Below are 17921 nucleotides of genomic sequence, written 5' to 3'. Positions count from 1 at the left end.
TTTGTAATTGACGTCACCAAGACCCCTTCAGGGATTTATACCAAAGTAAAATAAGTTTAGGATAATCTTAATCAGATTTCTTTAACTCATTTCTTGAACGATTGGTTTTTGTCCGAGTACGATTTCTATTTGTTTTTTTTGCGTAAATTTTCGGATTATTGTGTGATACCTGTTTTATTAATGTTAAACGTTGTTCATGACCAGCTTGCTGATATTCATCCCACCACTTGGCTAATGTCAATAATTCACCATTTTCAATAGAAGCGCGTAGCTCTAATAAATCATAGGCTGCTCGGAATTTAGCATGCTCGAAAATGGCATTAACTCGTTTAGGACTTCGTTTATTAAAGCGTAATTGTAAACGCCAAATGTCACACATGGTAGCCGTAAGTTTTTTGGGAATGGCAATTGCCGAGCACTGCTTAGTTAAAATATCATTCATAGCTAAGTCAAATGCATCATGATAGTTTAGACCACTTTCCATGATCAGATTTTGTGTATGTTCGGCTAATGGATACCACAGCATTACAGCAAATAGAAAAGCGGGATTAACACGTTTGTGATTAGCAATACGATAATCGGTATTTTTTAACACTTGCTCAATGATTCGCTCTAAATGACTAGCACCGGCTTTATGACTGCTTGTTTCACGGTCAAATAAATGCGCTAGTGTCGGAAATAATAAAGGAAAAAGCTGATATTTTCTCAATAGTTGATAAGTTGCATAACCTTGTCCAGATTGTAGAAGTTTGAGGGATTCATCAAATAATCGAGCGCCAGGGATATTTTTTAACAATGGTGCGAGTTTTGGAATCGGTGCAGCAGTTTGAGAATCAATTTTCATCGCCAATTTTGCAGCGAAACGTACTGCACGTAACATTCTAACTGGGTCTTCACGATAACGAGTTTCTGGATCGCCAATTAAACGAATAATACCATTTCTTAAATCTTCAATACCATGGCAATAATCACGAATAGTAAAGTCTTTTACGTTATAATATAAACCATTAATTGTGAAATCACGGCGCATTGCATCTTGTTCAATAGTGCCATACACGTTATCTCGCAATAGCATACCAGATTGTGAACGCTTCGACCTATTAGCATCTAATTTGATGGATTGGTTTTCTGTAATCTCAACATTTGTATTGTTATGTTCACCTCGAAATGTTGCTACTTCAATAATTTCTTTGCCAAACATAATATGCGCTAAACGAAAACGACGTCCCACCAAACGACAATTGCGAAATGCTTTTTGTACTTGTTCTGGTGTTGCATTGGTTGTAATGTCGAAATCCTTTGGTATTTTGCCTAATAAAAGATCGCGAACGCAGCCACCGACTAAATAAGCTTGATATCCTTGTTTATTTAAACGATATAAAACTTTTAAGGCATTTTCACTTACCGCCTGACGAGAAATATTATGTTTATTACGAGGAATAACTTCGCATACTGGAATTGAATGCGTAACCGTATTGGAATCTGATAATGATTCAATACTTGATTCAGTTTTATGAGTTGATTGGGGTTGAAAAAACTTATGATAAACTCGAGTGACTAACTTAAAAATATGACACCTCAACATGATGACATGGTCAAAAACAAAATTACGAGTAATTATAACCTAAGCTTACCAATTATCAAAAATTAATTAAATTATCTTATCTTTAAGGATTAATCGATTTGTCCGCATTGCCTTTACTAAATTCTGTAATAGAATAAACAACATTTACGATAAATGAAGAGCATTGAATGATGAAAAAAACGATTAATTTTAGTGCCGGTCCGGCAATTTTACCGCATGATGTTTTAAAACAAGCACAATCTGAATTATTAAATTGGCATCAAACAGGGTGCTCAGTAATGGAACTAAGTCATCGTGGCAAAGATTTTGAACAGTGTGCATTAGAAGCTACCCAAGATTTACGGGAGCTATTAAATATACCTGAAAATTATCATATTTTATTTTTGCAAGGTGGTGCCCGATCTCAATTTGCTGGCGTACCTTTAAATATTTTGTCAAATCATACTTCCGCCGATTATATTATAAGTGGCTATTGGAGCAAATGTGCTGCCGATGAAGCAGAAAAGTATTGTCAAGTTAACCGTATTAACGTCAAGACAGTGCATGAAGAAAAAATTGGAATAAAATCTTTCAATCAATGGCAATTGACTTCAGATTCTGCTTATGTTCATTACTGTCCGAATGAAACGATTGAGGGATTGGCGATTTTTGATGATCCACAATTTAACGATAGAATTATCGTTGCTGATTTCTCATCTTGTATTTTGTCAAAACCGATTGATGTTACACGTTACGGTATTATTTACGCAGGGGCACAAAAAAATATTGGTCCATCTGGGGTAACTATCGTAATTGTACGAGAAGATTTATTGGGTAAAGCAAAACGAGAATTACCGTCAGTATTGGATTATACGATTCAAACTAAACATGATTCAATGTTTAATACACCGCCAACTTTTGCCTGGTATATGTCAGGGTTAGTATTTAAGTGGCTTAAGCAATTAGGTGGCTTAACAATAATGGAACAACGTAATCGTTCAAAAGCACAAATGTTATATCAGTATATCGATCAATCTGATTTTTATAGTAATAATATTGCTACCGAAAATCGTTCGATTATGAATGTTCCCTTTGTTTGTGCACATGAAGAATTTGATACCATGTTTGTCGCTGAAGCTGCTCAACATGGAATTATTGGTGTTAAAGGACACCGTATTGTAGGTGGGATCAGAGCATCTATCTACAATGCAATGGATTTGGATGGTGTTCAATGTTTAATTGAATTTATGAAGGAATTTGAAAGAGTAAAAGGATAAAAGTTTAACTATTATTACATTACCTGATATATCCAATTGATAAAGTGAATTTTAAAAGATAATGCCGGCATTTGGCATTATCTTAAGGTTGGAAGATACTAAAAAATCACCAAAAATGTATCGTGATTTTTGAAAAATGCTTAATAAGCGTAAATTAATAAACAATGTATTTTTGACATACTCAATTATTTATCGATTTAAAACATTTAAAATAACCAAAATCATGGGATTTCAAAGATAATAAAAAAGATTTTCGTTAAATTAAACGTTAAAAATACCATCAATGTAAAACCAATGATCGCCTTGTTTGATGAAATGACTGGTTTCATGCATTCTTTCAGCTTTGCCATTTTTATTACGATAACGAGCAGTAAATTCAACATAGGCTTCATTCGTTTCCTTTCCTGCCCAACTTTTATGAATAACTAAATCAATCCACTTAGCATCACTGATCTCTTCGGCTAATTTACTTGGTAATGTTTTGGGATGCCACGTTTTTATTAAATAATCTGCTTGACGTAATGCATAAGCACTATAACGTGAACGCATTAGTATTTCTGCATTAGGGGCATTTTTTCGCCATAAATGATAGGGTTGACAACAATTTTTATAAAGTTGCCCAGAACAACATGGGCATAAATCCATATTTTTTTTATTCATAATGCAATTTACAATGTCCTAAAAATAATAATTAAGTAATGTCATTAATATTGGCATAATCAACGTCAATAGAAAGCCTTGTACAATTGCTGGCGGCACCATCATAATACCACCTCCTTTTTGTAACATGGGCAAAGTAAAATCCATTGATGTTGCTCCACAAATGCCTAATGCTGTGAGTTTATAACGTCGAATTAGACTCGGTATCAACATAATAGCGCACAATTCTCGCAGAATATCACTAAGAAAAGTGATACTTCCAACAACAGCGCCTTGTGCCTCGGTCATTAAAATGCCCGAAAGTGAGTACCAACCAAATCCGGCGGACATTGCCATGGAAGTATTGACCGGCAATTTGAGCAAATAAGCCGCAAGCCAACCACCAAGTAATGTCGATAAAATTACGATGAGCGTTGTAGTTATTCCCACTTGATTTATCACGATTTGTTTTACCGTAATGTTATTACTACGCAATTGAATACCGACCAATATTAAAAGAATCACCAGAATAACTTCACTAATAATTTGATTATATTGCCATATAGCTAAAGGTAAAAGACCACAAACAAAGCCTATTATTAATGCAAAAAAGATAGTTAATGATTCTAAAATCATCTTCCATCGTGCTGGAAGCTCATGGTGATTAGCTTGATTTCGCCACGGATAAATACGATCTAAAATTAACAGAAATATCATATTAAAACCAAAACTGCAGATAAATAATATAATTGTTGATGACAGGATGGTTTGTAAATTATTCAATAAATCATTTAATTGCGCCAGTTCATTCCCCATCAAAAACAAGATAGCATAGACTAAATAACTTAATGATTTATTTACTCGTACAATCCAAACGGCATTTTTCAATTTAATTGAATAACCGATAAAAAGCGGAACGAGTGCAATTAAAATACCAAACCACATGTCTTTATTCATCCTAATTATACTAATGATTATCATGTTATCACATAATAATGCATTCAAAACCTTTATTAAAAGTTACTAAATCTGAATTTTGACCATTTCATTCGATAGTTATTGCTGATTATAGCAAAGCTGACATTCGCTGATGAATTGATTCATGTAATTCATCTAGTAAAGCATAACGACTACGATACATAGACCGTTTTTTACTTGCAATTTCTTCAATAGCTTTTCGGTGAATGGTATTGGGTAAAATATACAAACCTTGTGAGTTTTGTTTACCGCCTATTGTTTGCCATATTTCATCGTAATCAGAATGGACACGATTAAAACGTTTTCGATAACGCCAATTATTATAGACATGAGTATTTTTACTGACTGCAACAATTTGTTTTAAACCAAAAACGTCAGCAAGTGTGAGAGCTGCATCAACAATTAAACGCTTTGGAAACAAACCATAGCAATCTTTAGTAGCTTGTTGAATCGCAGATTTGGCATCATCACGGTCAGGACCCTGTAAACCTGCAATAAATAATGATGATTTTTGACCATATTGCATTATAGTAAAGGTTAATGTAGCTAAATCAACATTATTTTCATCAAACAGATAGAGTGTAATTTCGCCCTCGCGAGCATATTTATTTTTTGCCTGAATCATTACGCGAATTTTGTGAGCATTTTTGGTAAACAAATCAGCTAACAAAAAAGGTGGATGATTGTAAAATGCTTGAGTAAGCTTTTCACTATGCGCAGAAAAAAAATTGTAATGATATACAAGAGCTTGAAAACAGGCTTTTTTGCTCAGGCAAGAAGATAAATAAGGGCGTAAAAGCTTACATGGTAAATTAGATTGTCGCGAAAAAAAATAACCCATTAGCGGATATCTGGCTAGGTGACTGAGCCATTTAAAAGTTATTGGACTGACAAAAAGGGCACGTAACGCGAATTTATAACGAAATGCTCTACTTTCCCAAAGCGAATTAAGCTTAAGTTTACCGGTGGTTAACCATCTAAATAATACTAAAGTGTTTTTTGGCGCAATAATGTTACGAATATCATTCATGGGATTTATTTACAACTGATCAAAAACTAGTCAATAGTCTAAAGTTTAAAAAATTAATAGGTTACGTGAGTGATTGGTATGACAATAACTTCTTGACGTAAATTAAGTATTAATCATAACTAAAAATAGGTATTATAACTGATAATGAACAATAAGTAGAGTGTTAATTATGAGCGTAAGGCAAAGTATTCAAAATCTGAGTCTAAAAAGTTTGGCTCCACCCAATAAATATTGTGTCATTTTACATAATGATGATTACACCACGATGGAATTTGTCGTTGAAGTGTTAATTCGATACTTTAACTTTGAAGAAAATGAGGCAACACAAATTATGCTTGCCATTCATAAAAAAGGGCAAGCGATTTGTGGTATTTATACGGCAGAAATTGCTGAAACTAAAGTGTACCAAGTAAATCATTATGCTCGCCAACACCGGTTTCCGTTAAAATGTACTATGGAGCAGATACCGTCATGATTAGTAAGCCATTACAATCGGTAATTAATGATGCATTTACAAAAGCACAAAATTTAAGATATGAATATCTTACTGTTGAACAACTTTTACTATCATTACTTAAAGATGAATCAATCATCCAAATTTTCAATAACCTAAACATTGATATGGATCATCTCATTAATGAGATTAATTGGTATATTGAAGAAAATGCGACATTTTTATCAAATATTGGACTTAACCAACAAACCGAACCAACACTGGCATTTCATCGTGTTATTGAAAATGCAATTATTCAGGTTCAATCAGCGGGGAAAAGTGAAGTTACTTGCAGTGATTTGTTAGTTGCTATTCTTGGTGAAGAAGATTCTCAAATCGTATATTTATTAACTTGTATGGGATTAGATTGGTTAACATTAACCCAATATTTATCTGAATTACATTACGGTAGCTCAATCAGTAAAGATTTTGGGTTGGAGTCTGACTCATCGTTTTATAATAAGGCACATCAATATTTCTTTGAATCGCATCATAATAAAGAAAGCGATAAAGAATTAAATCAAGATCCGCTTTTACTCTATACCACAAATCTCAATCAATTAGCAGAAGAGGGTCAAATTGATCCAATAATTGGTCGTGAACGAGATATTGAACGGGTGATGCAAGTTCTCTGCCGACGACGTAAAAATAATCCAATTTTGGTGGGCGAAGCTGGAGTAGGGAAAACAGCGATTGCTGAAGGGTTAGCTTGGTTAATTGAACAAAACAAGGTACCTAAAGTACTCAAAAAGGCGACAATCTATTCCTTTAATATTTCAGCTTTGATTGCTGGTACCACTTATCGAGGAGATTTTGAAAAACGTTTTCAGCAATTGATTCAAGCGTTAGAATCGCAACCAAATTGTATTTTATTTATTGATGAAATTCATGTCATTATTGGGGCCGGTGCGACAGGAGAAAGTAAGCTTGATACAGCGAGTTTATTTAAACCATTGTTAGCATCTGGTAAAATTCGTGTTTTTGGATCAACCACTTACCAGGAATATAATCGCCTCTTTGAAAAAGACCGTGCATTAGCACGACGTTTCCAAAAAATTGATATAACTGAACCGTCCATTGCTGATACTGTGAAAATATTGATGGGATTAAAATCACGATATGAACAATTTCATCATATAACCTACACGCCGGAAGCACTGAAAAGCGCAGTTGAGTTATCTGTTAAATATTTACCTGATCGATTTTTACCGGATAAAGCGATAGATCTTATTGACGAAGCTGGAGCACAAAATCGCTTACTTACAGCTAAAAAACAGAAAAAAATCATCGATACTGTCGATATTGAGAAAATTATTGCTCAAATGGCTCGTATTCCCGAAACAACCGTATCTACTTCCGATAAAACCAAATTACAAAACTTATCGGACGATTTAAAATCGGTAGTGTTTGGACAAGATAAAGCAATAAATGTATTAAGTGATGCCATAACACTAAATCGAGCTGGATTAGGTCGCGATCATAAGCCGATTGGATCTTTTTTATTTGCTGGACCAACTGGAGTAGGGAAAACCGAAGTTACGTTACAACTCGCCAAAATGCTTGGTATTGAGCTTTTGCGCTTTGATATGTCGGAATATAAAGAATCGCACACAGTTAGCCGTTTAATTGGTTCACCACCTGGATATGTTGGTTTTGAACAGGGTGGATTGCTAACAGATCAAGTATTAAAACATCCTTATGCTGTATTACTTCTCGATGAAATTGAAAAGGCACATCCCGATATTTATAACTTGTTATTGCAAATTATGGACAATGGGACATTAACAGACAGTAATGGACGAAAAGCTGATTTTCGAAATATTATCATTGTCATGACAACGAATGCTGGTGTACAAGAGTCCATCAAAACGTCGATTGGTTTTTCACAGCAAGATAATAGTCATAATGCGATGTTAGAAATTAAGCGTGTATTTAGTCCTGAATTTCGCAATCGTTTAGATAATATTATTTGGTTTGAACATTTATCTAAACCAATTATGTTACAAATAGTAGATAAGTTAATAACAGAATTAAAAGACCAATTAAAAGATAAAAACGTTTCATTAAGCCTGACTAAAGAGGTAAATAACTATTTAGCTAATTGTGGATACGACAAAACCATGGGGGCCAGACCAATGGGCCGCATTATTCAAGAGCAGATTAAAAAACCATTGGCACAGCAAATCTTGTTTGGAGAACTGCAGCATGGTGGTAATGTGAAAATTAGTTTAATAAATAATAAACTAAATTTTATTTATCGGGCTAAAGTGGTTGCTTCTAAATAAATCAAAAAGATAAATTATAGGATGTAAAATGAAAAATCAATTAACCATAAATTGGCAGCATTTCTTGACAACTTATTGGCAAAAAAAACCAGTAGTGATACGGCAAGGAATAGCAAATTTCAGTGATCCTATCACACCAGATGAGTTAGCTGGTTTAGCGTTAGAAGAAGACATTGAAAGTCGCATTGTTACTAACAAAGATGGTAAATGGGATGCGCAATATGGGCCATTTGAAAGTTATGATCATTTAGGGGAAAGCCACTGGACGCTTTTAGTTCAAGCTGTTGATCACTGGCATGAATCTGCTGCAACACTGATAGAACCTTTTCGCGTATTACCACATTGGCAGTTTGATGATTTGATGATCTCTTATGCAACTGCACAAGCTGGGGTTGGGCCGCATATTGATAATTATGATGTATTTATAATACAAGGTATGGGAAAACGCCGTTGGATGGTAGGTGACAAAAATCCTAATTATCTCGAATTTTGTGCCCATCCGGCATTATTACATGTTGAGGAATATCAACCGATAATTGATGAAGAATTGAATCCAGGTGACATCCTCTATATTCCAGTGGGTTTTCCACATAATGGTATCAGTTTGACAGAATCCTTAAGTTATTCAGTGGGTTTCAAAACGCCAAGTTCACAAGAGATGTTAAGTAGCTTTGCTGATTACGTATTAGATACTGTAAATAAACAGATTTATTACCAAGATCCTGATTTAAAATTATCACAGGCACCTTATCAAATACAAAACTATGAAATTGAGATGCTTAAATCACAGCTATGCCAATTGATAAATAATCAAGAATTGTTTATTGATTGGTTTGGTAAGCATATTACACAACCAATGCATGAACTGGATATCATTCCACTCGATCCACCCTACACATTTGAAGAACTACAGCAAGAAATCAATGATGGTTCGCAATTACACCGAGTTCCGAGCATCCGAATATTTAAAATCGGAAAGCAAGGGTTTATACATGGCCAACGAATTGCTCTGAACGAGCAGTATATTGATTTATTATGTCAGAAAGAAATACTAACTGAAAAAGATTTTAATGATCCTACGTTGTTAAATGGCATGTTAGATTTGATTAATCAAGGATTTTGGTATTTTTCCGATTAAAGTTTTAGCTAGATTTTAACAACTTAAATCAATGGCTGAGGTTGATTATACCGTGGTAACTTTCCACTTTTGTCTGGGGTTACCATACGGTTGATGAACTAGTTCATATAAAAAGACCAGCTTGCCAATCTTTTATCTGATAAAGTGTTTTTTGCATTTCATATTACTGATGTTTAGTTTGTAAAATAAAACATATTTAACTGTTAATGTTTGTTGGCAGATTAGTCGTTCAAAAGAAGCCTTAATTAACGGTATAGCGCTATTAGTTATCACTGTCTCATAGACAATTAAATAAAATCGAGATGCTCAATATCAATTGCTTTCTCGTTTCATGGAGAGGGTTGAGGTTTTAGTTAAATAGTATTTTTTAATATTTTTTTGCCGTATTTGAACTATGTACCAAGACAAAACCGCATGATAGTAATAAGAAAGATTTTTATTAATTTCTTTTTAATATCATGTGGTTTTTTATCTAAACTTTATGCATTTTCTTTTTTAAAAAATCAATAGGTAATTTAGTTATTGCAAAACCACACAACATGATAAAAGTACAGATAATAAAATTAGTCGAAATGATTTTATTATCATAAATAGATGAAATGAAAATCGCAACAACGGGAAAAATTATGAAAATAAATGATAGTATAACTGGACTCATTCGCTTGAGTAAAAAGAAATAGGCTATAAAGCCACCTACTGATGCGAAAATACCTAGATAAATTAATGCTAACCAACTATTTAAAGATATATTTTGGAAATGATTATCTTCAAAATAAAAACTTAAAAGACATAGCATAATGCCAGCGACGCCAATTGGAAGTGTATTGAAGGTAAAAACATTTATGCCTTCACCAGCTTTTTTCGAATAAACATATAAGAAACCATGCATTAATGCCGCTAAAAGGATAGAGATAACCCCCAAAAAATCGGTATACGAAATAACCAACCCTTCTGATATCAAAATATAGATCAAGCAAAGAAAACCGACTGAGATACCTATTAACTGATTTATAAAAATTTTGTCTTTGAGAATTATTTTAGCAAAAAGAATAGAAAAAATAGGCATGGTACTAAATAGGAGAGATGTTAAACCAGATGATACATATTGTTCACCAAAACTTATCAAATAGTAAGGTATCGTGAAATAAAATATCGTTAATAATATGAAAAAGTGCCCTGTTTTTTTGGGAAATAATATTGGTGATTTTGCGAAAATCGTGATTAAAATTAAAAAAGGAAAGGCAATCACAAAACGTAAACCGGCAGCTAGAAGCGGGTTAACCGTTTCAACCGCAATTTTTATGCCAATCCATGTAGTTCCCCATGTCAAACATACAATGATGAATAATAAAAAAATAACAAATTTACTATTAAAAAAATTTTTTTTGTTCATGCGATTTTATTTGATTATGTATTAAACAACATGCTAGATACTATAATACTGAATATATTAGTTTGTAAATCTGTGGATATTTTAAAATATTATTATTGAAATATTGATTAATAAAACTGCGATATAATTAAAATGTAAATTGAATTTATTTTAAACATTTAGCTATGAAATTTAATTTATCTTTAGACATTATCTAAATCACTTACGCTGCGATCGATATTTATCTTAATTGAAATAATTACATTGCTTTGTAAATTATTTAAACTTATCCAATTATATATAATTGGATTAACAACTGAGTAGAAGAGATAAGGTTTATCTATATCATTGAGGAGAAAATCAATAATGTTTTAAAGGTTTGATCTTTCTGGATCGTAATAACTATCTAATTATAATCATTTTGTGTAGTGTTTAAATATTAATAAATAGCGTTTAAATGTAGAATAAATTTATTAAAATTGAATATTAAAGCAATAAAAAACAATAGATTATAAAATTACCCAAAAACAATGTTTTCTACTCCTGATAAAAACAAAACCTGCACAGTTAAAAAAATAATGTGTATAATAAATAAAACTGTAACCAGTATCACTTTAATTTTTTATGAATCAATATCTTAAATCGCTTTGGTTAACTGAAACCATCCGTTTAATTGAAAAGGATAATGGTCGTTTTCAAGATGATGATGCTAACCGACAGGCAAGAGCGATGGATGGTAATTTAGCTCAGCGAATCATCCAACGCGCTCAGACGATTAGTATACAATATGGGGTTAAATTAGCCCAGATTAGATGGTTGCGCGCAGCTTATACATCGTTGTTTTTATTGGTTTTATTGGCTTTTTTTAGTGGTGCTGGTATAGCATTTAGTGCCTTAGCGACCAATCCTGTTAATCTGTATTGGGCTTTAGTATGTTTGTTAGGTTTTCATTTTTTAATGTTAACAATCTGGCTATTATCATGGATTATCTTACCGAGTGAAAGTGGAAGTTTCTTTGTCTATATTTGGTCTTGGTTAACGCAAAAATTCACTAAAAAGAATACAGTAACTCAATTATTGCCGGCATTGATATCTTTGTTTGGTGGACAAATTCGTTGGTTGATTGGTACGGTGGTTAATTTGCTATGGTCAGTACTTTTGATTATGGCATTATTTATACTTATCGCCTTACTTTCAACCAAACACTATAGCTTTGAATGGCAAACGACATTGTTAACTACGGATACTGTAGTTAAAATAACCTATTTGTTAGGAGAAATTCCCTCATGGCTTGGGTTTTCGATACCCGATGATGCGATCATACGTACCAGCGATCAGGCAATTGCCGCAGCAGAGGCGAGATCTGCCTGGGCAATATGGTTATTAGGCGTTTTTATTGTTTATGGCGTACTCGTTCGTTTTGGATTACTCATCTTTTGTTGGATAAAATGGCGAGTGGCTTGCCGAAGCATAATGCTAGATATTCAACTTCCCGAATATCAGTTATTGTTGCCCGATTTAGAGTCTTATATAAGTAAAACGATAATTGATAAAGAAATTGTTTATGCGAATAACCAGCCCACTAAAATCGACAACATTCCAATTCAAGGTCAACAGAATGTTTTAGTGGCTATCGAAATTGCGGAAAGTTGGTCGATACCAAATAATACCAATTTTTTAGGTTTTATGAATACTAATGAACAACAAAAACAGGTTTTAGAGCATTTACAACGTTATCCAGCAGAGAAATTATTGATCGCAATTGATACCGATCGCTCTCCTGAACGAGGCATAACACATTTAATAAAATCTTTACAGGGTAAATCACATCATTGTCGTATTTGGTTAATCAATCAGGGGCGTCAATTTCATAATTGGCTTGATTGTATACAGTCACTACAACTTGAACAAGCTAATCCTACTTGGTTAAATAATTAGGTGAGAATGATGTTAAATGAACTTAATTTAGCCATTGTAGGTCATACTAATGTTGGGAAAACCTCTCTGTTACGTACTTTAACGCAAGATAGTGAACTAGGTAAGGTCTCCGATAAGCCAGGAACTACTAGACATGTTGAGGCAATCAAATTTTCGCTCAATCAAGGAAAAAAAATTGTCTTTTATGACACTCCAGGACTGGAAGATAGTATTGCGCTATTTGATTATATATCACGTTTAAATCGTGATAACCCGAAGCAAGACGGTATAGATAAATTACAGCAATTTTTAGCGAGTCCCGAAGCAAAATATCAATTTGAACAAGAAGCCAAAGTTATTCGCCAATTATTAAATAGCCAAGCCGCAATTTATGTGATCGATGTCAGAGAACCAATATTGGCGAAATATCATGATGAATTAGCGGTTTTGACCTACAGTGATAAACCGATTTTAGCAGTATTGAATTTTACAGCGAGTGATTCACCTTATGAAGAAGGCTGGAAGCAGCTATTGTCAAGGGTTGGTGTTCATATTACGGTACGTTTCGATGCAGTATTTCCTTCCCTTGAAGGTGAGGAACGTTTATATAGTGGATTATCATTATTACTAGAATCGGCTAATGTCGTATTAAGTTTATGGCAGGAACGTATTAATCAACAACGTCTAACACGGCAACAGACTGCTAAATTGATTATCGCCGAAGCATTGATCGATGTGGCAGCTTATAGTGAAAAAGCAAAAGATGATATTACTTCGATTGCAAAAATTATGCAGAATAAAGTACGTCAACGAGAACATAAAGCCATTAACGATTTACTCAAATTGTATCGTTTTAATATAGCATACGAAACCAACGAAAATCTCCCCTTAGTGGAAGGGCGTTTTTCTAACGATTTGTTTAATTTGGAAGCAATTAAATTAGTTGGAATTTCCGTTGGTAAAGGAATGATTTCAGGTGCCACAATTGGTGCTAGTTTTGATTTAGCTTTAGGGGGCATTACATTGGGGTCGGCCGCTTTAATTGGCGCGACCGTTGGTGGATTGGCGCAAGCAATTAAACATTATGGTTCAAAAATTAAAAATCATTTTGCAGGTTATACTAAAATGAGTATTGATGATGCGGTGATTTGTTATTTATCGATACGTTTAATGCAATTAAATGCCAGCTTAGCAACACGTGCACATGCCGATAAGCGACCAATTGTATTAGAAAAATTGAATGAATCGGCTTGGAAGAAAGGGAAATTACCTCGATCTTTACAAGTTAGCCGAATCCATCAAGAGTGGTCGAGCTTAAATAAAAAGATCAAAATCGGCAGTTATAGTGAACAACGACAAGAGGTAATTGATAATGTGGCCAATGAATTGCAATCGGTTAATTAATTTACGTAATCTACTATTCTTTTTAGTTATCTGTTTGACGGCATGTAGTTCCGAATCTAGTTTATATGCTGACAATCAATCACATCCACAAATTATAAAAAAGATCGAATCATTTTATCAGGTATGGAAAAAAACGCCTTATCGCTATGGGGGCAATAATTCAAAAGGGATCGATTGTTCAGGCTTGACAAAGACATTTTATCATCAGAAATTAGGTAAAGTGTTACCACGAGTTACTAAAGAACAGATAATAGAGGGTAAAGCGGTGAAGCAATTATCTGCAGGTGATTTAGTCTTTTTTAAAAGTGGTCGTGGTACAACAGGATTACATGTCGGTATATATTATAAAAACGGCTTATTTTTGCATGCGTCAACTAAAAATGGGGTACAATACTCAAATCTAAACGATCATTATTGGCGTAATCACTACTTGAGCGCTCGACGTATTGTGGATTGATTAGTTATGGTGTAAATCAATTGATTGATCATCTAACTATTATAATACATTGTAGTATACAGGCTATACTAATTAATTTTAGCCACTTATAATGTCAGGCATTTTGAATAATACTTTTATCATTTATGCCAACTTCATTGTAAGTTGTCTATCTCTTGGCAACATTTTCATTATCTATTATTCCATCGTTTAGGCTGTGCTATTATGATGCTGTGTTTAGCTATGTTGTTAGCGGTTTATTACAAAAAATAATTAATTGAGCGATAATCGTTAACCTAAAATGGTCACAAAACTATGCTATGATAGTACACGCATAATAATCATGAACAATATTTATTTAGCTAACCGTTCTTAATAACGGTGATAAACATTATAAGGTTTTTTTATCAATTATGAGTTATCAAGTATTAGCCAGAAAATGGCGACCGAAATTGTTTAGTGAAGTCGTCGGGCAAGAGCAGGTATTAACGATTTTGTCTAATGCATTATCATTAGGGCGAATTCACCATGCTTATCTTTTTTCCGGTACGCGTGGAGTAGGTAAAACGACGATAGCTCGCTTATTTGCTAAAGGCTTAAATTGTGAATCAGGTGTCACAGCCACGCCATGTGGTGTTTGTGATAATTGTCTCAGCATTGAACAGGGTCGATTTGTTGATCTGTTAGAAATTGATGCCGCATCACGTACCAAGGTAGAAGATACGCGAGAAATAATTGATAATATTCAATATTTACCGACAAAAGGTCGTTTTAAAGTCTATTTGATTGATGAAGTGCATATGTTATCGCGTAGTAGTTTTAATGCATTACTTAAAACACTCGAGGAACCACCAGAACATGTTAAGTTTTTGTTGGCAACTACCGATCCACAAAAATTACCTGTAACGATTTTATCCCGTTGTTTACACTTACATTTGAATGTATTAGATGCAACATTGATTAAAAATCAATTAGCGAAAATTTTGCATATTGAGCAAATAAATCACGAAGAAAAAGCATTACAATTATTAGCTAAAGCTGCAAATGGTAGTATGCGTGATGCATTAAGTTTGACTGACCAAGCGATTGCCTTAGGTAATGGTCAAATAGAAACATCTGCTGTAATGATGATGCTTGGCACATTAGATCAAACCCTACCGTTTGCACTAGTCGAAGCGCTTTATCATGCCGATGGAAGTGGATTAATGCAACACCTCGAAACTGCTGCTAAACAAGGTGTTGAGTGGGATAATTTATTAGTAGAAACAATAGCATTATTACAACAAATTGCATTTTTACAGATTGTACCAACCGCTTTAGGTGATTATGCTGACGCTGAACAACGTATCCGTTATTTAGCCCAGGCTATGCCTCCAAACGATGTCCAACTGTTTTATCAAATTTTGATAAATGGACGTAAAGAACTTGATTATGCACCTGATAAAAAGATGGCTGTCGCAATGAGTTTTTTAAGAGCTCTGGCGTTTATGCCAAAATATTTTGCATCAGCCGGTGCGGATATGACTCAGGCTAAAATCATTGATAACACGCCATCTCCCGAACCAGCAGCGATTCATACCAATTCCAGTAGTAATGATAAATATGTGGTTAATCCAGCCACTAAGTTTCGACAAGAGGACAGTGTTGTTGCTGCAGAACCATCATCAACTAGACCAGAAACAGGAATTACAGATAGTGAGAACATATCAGATATTACTAAATCGATTTTGTCAGCTAGACAACAATTAATTGATGGTGAAAAAACCTTAAAAAAGTCTAAACAGGTTGAACCTGTACAATCGATTATACCAAAAGATAAAATCGAACAAATTAACACAAAATTAAGTTTACCAACGATAGACGTCGCTAAAGAGAATGGTGAAACAACCTCATTTGATAGTATAACAAATGAGGCTGAAACTGCTGAAACCTATCAGTGGCAGTTTAGTGAGCATTTTACCGCTAATGTAGATAATAAATTAGATGCTAAGTCGATTCGTTCAGCTTTTGAACATGAAAAAACGCCTGAGCTGGTTGAAAAACTCATCCAAGAAGCAATAAAGATTGATGCTTGGAGTGCTGAAATAGAGAGGTTAGCTTTACCACCTTTAATTAAACAAATTGCAATTAATGCTTTTTTAGAACACATTGATGAGCAACATATAATATTACATGTGCGATCAGCATATGCTCATTTAGTAAAAAATCCAGCCAATGTAAGGCGATTAAGTGAAGCATTAGCAAGTTATCGTCAGCAAATCGTCAATATTGATGTTGTGATTGATGATGACAATACACATTCAACTCCTGCAGAAGTACGTGAAGTCATCTTTCAGGATAAATGTACCCAAGCTAGAAAGGCGGTCAATTCGGACAGTAAAGTCGCTTTGCTATGTCAATTTTTTGAAGCAAAAATTGATGATGAAAGTATTCGCCCTTTATAATATAATTCGTAGGCATAAAATTTGCGCAGTTATTGATTAAGCAATCGTAAAATATAAAGTAGTGACGCTCTATCTAGCGGATTTAATAAAGTAAGCGCATTAAATGAAGGTATGCATGTAGAAAGCCAGAATGTGGGTATATATCATGTTAAAAGTTAGCGTGAATGGCGTAGCGCATTGTCGGTGTATTACATACAAATCATTTATAACCTGCCCGATGATGGTAAAAATTTAATAAACGGCTACTTGTTATCCAGCAAATAAATAATGCGTCGTATAAATGACGCTGAGAAAACACCACAACTTATCGATTGAATACTATTTTAGGAAGGGAATATGAACTATCGTTTACCATTATTGTTTTCAAGTATCTGCTTTATTATATTGTGGGTTGTAGAATCATTGTTACTAATGAATTTTAGTCCTACTTTACCAGATATTTCTCAATATATTTTGTTAGGAATACAGCAAATAACGTTTTTTTTCTTTTTTCTGTTATTGAGTTGTATCTTTTTTAATAATCAAAAATTGTATTTGTTAACCACTAAAAACTATCAGCAAACAATTGTATTAGCAATTGTTTTTTCAGTTATTTTCTGTCTAACTAAATTTTTAATCTATGAATTTTCGCTAAAAATAATTTCACCAACGTTATGGGACTATATGTCCAATTTAAGTTCCGAGTTAGATTTTGATATTCATGACACGATAGCATTTTTAGTGGTTTTTTCCATCATACCACAACTATTTGCAATTACTTGGATTTTACCTATTAGTGGATTAATTCTTTATGGCTTAACGTTGTTAAATAAGGGTTACTTTGATATACCGACAATTGAAAACAGCCAACCGTTTCAGTCGCAACAGATTGTTAATCAAAATACAGCTAATCCAAAAATAGGGAAAGCATTGCCAAAATTGTATGGGATGATTTTTAGTGCATT

The 17921-nt window shown here is 33.7% G+C and carries 14 protein-coding genes; 9 read left to right on the top strand and 5 right to left on the bottom strand.

Features of this window, described 5'->3' with window-relative positions:
* Positions 1-67 precede the first annotated feature (67 nt).
* The gene (gene pcnB / locus FcAc13_RS07085; protein WP_187755517.1) at positions 68-1585 is read right to left on the bottom strand and encodes a polynucleotide adenylyltransferase PcnB; all 1518 of its coding nucleotides are present in this window, start codon (positions 1583-1585) and stop codon (positions 68-70) included.
* Between the two features lie 170 nt (positions 1586-1755).
* Here pcnB and serC point away from each other — a divergent pair, with 170 nt between their 5' ends.
* The gene (gene serC / locus FcAc13_RS07080) at positions 1756-2841 is read left to right on the top strand and encodes a 3-phosphoserine/phosphohydroxythreonine transaminase (RefSeq protein WP_187755753.1); all 1086 of its coding nucleotides are present in this window, start codon (positions 1756-1758) and stop codon (positions 2839-2841) included.
* A gap of 261 nt (positions 2842-3102) precedes the next feature.
* Here serC and FcAc13_RS07075 read toward each other — a convergent pair whose 3' ends face one another.
* The 3 genes from FcAc13_RS07075 to FcAc13_RS07065 form a co-directional block, all read right to left on the bottom strand.
* Positions 3103-3501 carry a YchJ family protein gene (locus tag FcAc13_RS07075; protein ID WP_220679016.1) on the bottom strand — a complete coding sequence of 133 codons (399 nt, stop codon included), beginning with the start codon at positions 3499-3501 and terminating at the stop codon, positions 3103-3105.
* An 18-nt stretch (positions 3502-3519) separates the two neighbouring features.
* Positions 3520-4437 (bottom strand): LysO family transporter, encoded by a 918-nt coding sequence (locus tag FcAc13_RS07070; RefSeq protein ID WP_246415105.1) that lies wholly within the window; start codon positions 4435-4437, stop codon positions 3520-3522.
* A gap of 109 nt (positions 4438-4546) precedes the next feature.
* Positions 4547-5488, bottom strand: coding sequence for a VirK/YbjX family protein (locus tag FcAc13_RS07065; protein WP_187755516.1), 942 nt, complete (start codon positions 5486-5488; stop codon positions 4547-4549).
* A 169-nt stretch (positions 5489-5657) separates the two neighbouring features.
* Between FcAc13_RS07065 and clpS the strand changes: the two genes are divergently transcribed.
* From clpS to FcAc13_RS07050, 3 genes are read left to right on the top strand one after another with little or no spacing between them, the layout of a single operon-like run.
* Positions 5658-5963, top strand: coding sequence for an ATP-dependent Clp protease adapter ClpS (clpS, locus tag FcAc13_RS07060; protein WP_220679014.1), 306 nt, complete (start codon positions 5658-5660; stop codon positions 5961-5963).
* Positions 5960-8266, top strand: coding sequence for an ATP-dependent Clp protease ATP-binding subunit ClpA (gene clpA / locus FcAc13_RS07055; RefSeq protein ID WP_187755515.1), 2307 nt, complete (start codon positions 5960-5962; stop codon positions 8264-8266). Before clpS ends, clpA begins: the two co-directional genes overlap by 4 nt.
* Before the next feature lie 28 nt (positions 8267-8294).
* Positions 8295-9404 (top strand): ribosomal protein uL16 3-hydroxylase, encoded by a 1110-nt coding sequence (locus tag FcAc13_RS07050; RefSeq protein WP_187755514.1) that lies wholly within the window; start codon positions 8295-8297, stop codon positions 9402-9404.
* Between the two features lie 472 nt (positions 9405-9876).
* On the opposite strand, the gene FcAc13_RS07045 is transcribed toward FcAc13_RS07050, so the two are convergent.
* Positions 9877-10797, bottom strand: a complete 921-nt coding sequence (locus FcAc13_RS07045) for a DMT family transporter (RefSeq protein ID WP_187755513.1) — start codon at positions 10795-10797, stop codon at positions 9877-9879.
* 603 nt (positions 10798-11400) lie between these two features.
* Between FcAc13_RS07045 and FcAc13_RS07040 the strand changes: the two genes are divergently transcribed.
* The 5 genes from FcAc13_RS07040 to FcAc13_RS07020 form a co-directional block, all read left to right on the top strand.
* Entirely contained in the window at positions 11401-12714 is a 1314-nt protein-coding gene (locus FcAc13_RS07040; protein ID WP_187755512.1) for a DUF2868 domain-containing protein, read from the top strand.
* A gap of 9 nt (positions 12715-12723) precedes the next feature.
* Positions 12724-14097 carry a GTPase/DUF3482 domain-containing protein gene (locus FcAc13_RS07035; protein ID WP_187755511.1) on the top strand — a complete coding sequence of 458 codons (1374 nt, stop codon included), beginning with the start codon at positions 12724-12726 and terminating at the stop codon, positions 14095-14097.
* Positions 14066-14554, top strand: coding sequence for a C40 family peptidase (locus FcAc13_RS07030; protein ID WP_187755510.1), 489 nt, complete (start codon positions 14066-14068; stop codon positions 14552-14554). The genes FcAc13_RS07035 and FcAc13_RS07030 overlap by 32 nt, the downstream gene beginning before the upstream one ends.
* A 392-nt stretch (positions 14555-14946) precedes the next feature.
* A complete protein-coding gene (gene dnaX, locus FcAc13_RS07025) occupies positions 14947-16977 on the top strand; it encodes a DNA polymerase III subunit gamma/tau (protein WP_187755509.1) in 2031 nt (676 codons plus the stop codon).
* Positions 16978-17313: 336 nt separating this feature from the next.
* Positions 17314-17921 (top strand): hypothetical protein (locus FcAc13_RS07020; RefSeq protein ID WP_187755508.1); only part of this gene is annotated, 608 nt, incomplete at its 3' end.

Source organism: Frischella japonica (assembly GCF_014489845.1).
GTDB classification, from domain to species: Bacteria; Pseudomonadota; Gammaproteobacteria; order Enterobacterales; family Orbaceae; genus Frischella; species Frischella japonica.
Note: the sequence above shows the minus strand (reverse complement) of the source record. Positions and strands in the feature narration are given on the sequence as shown.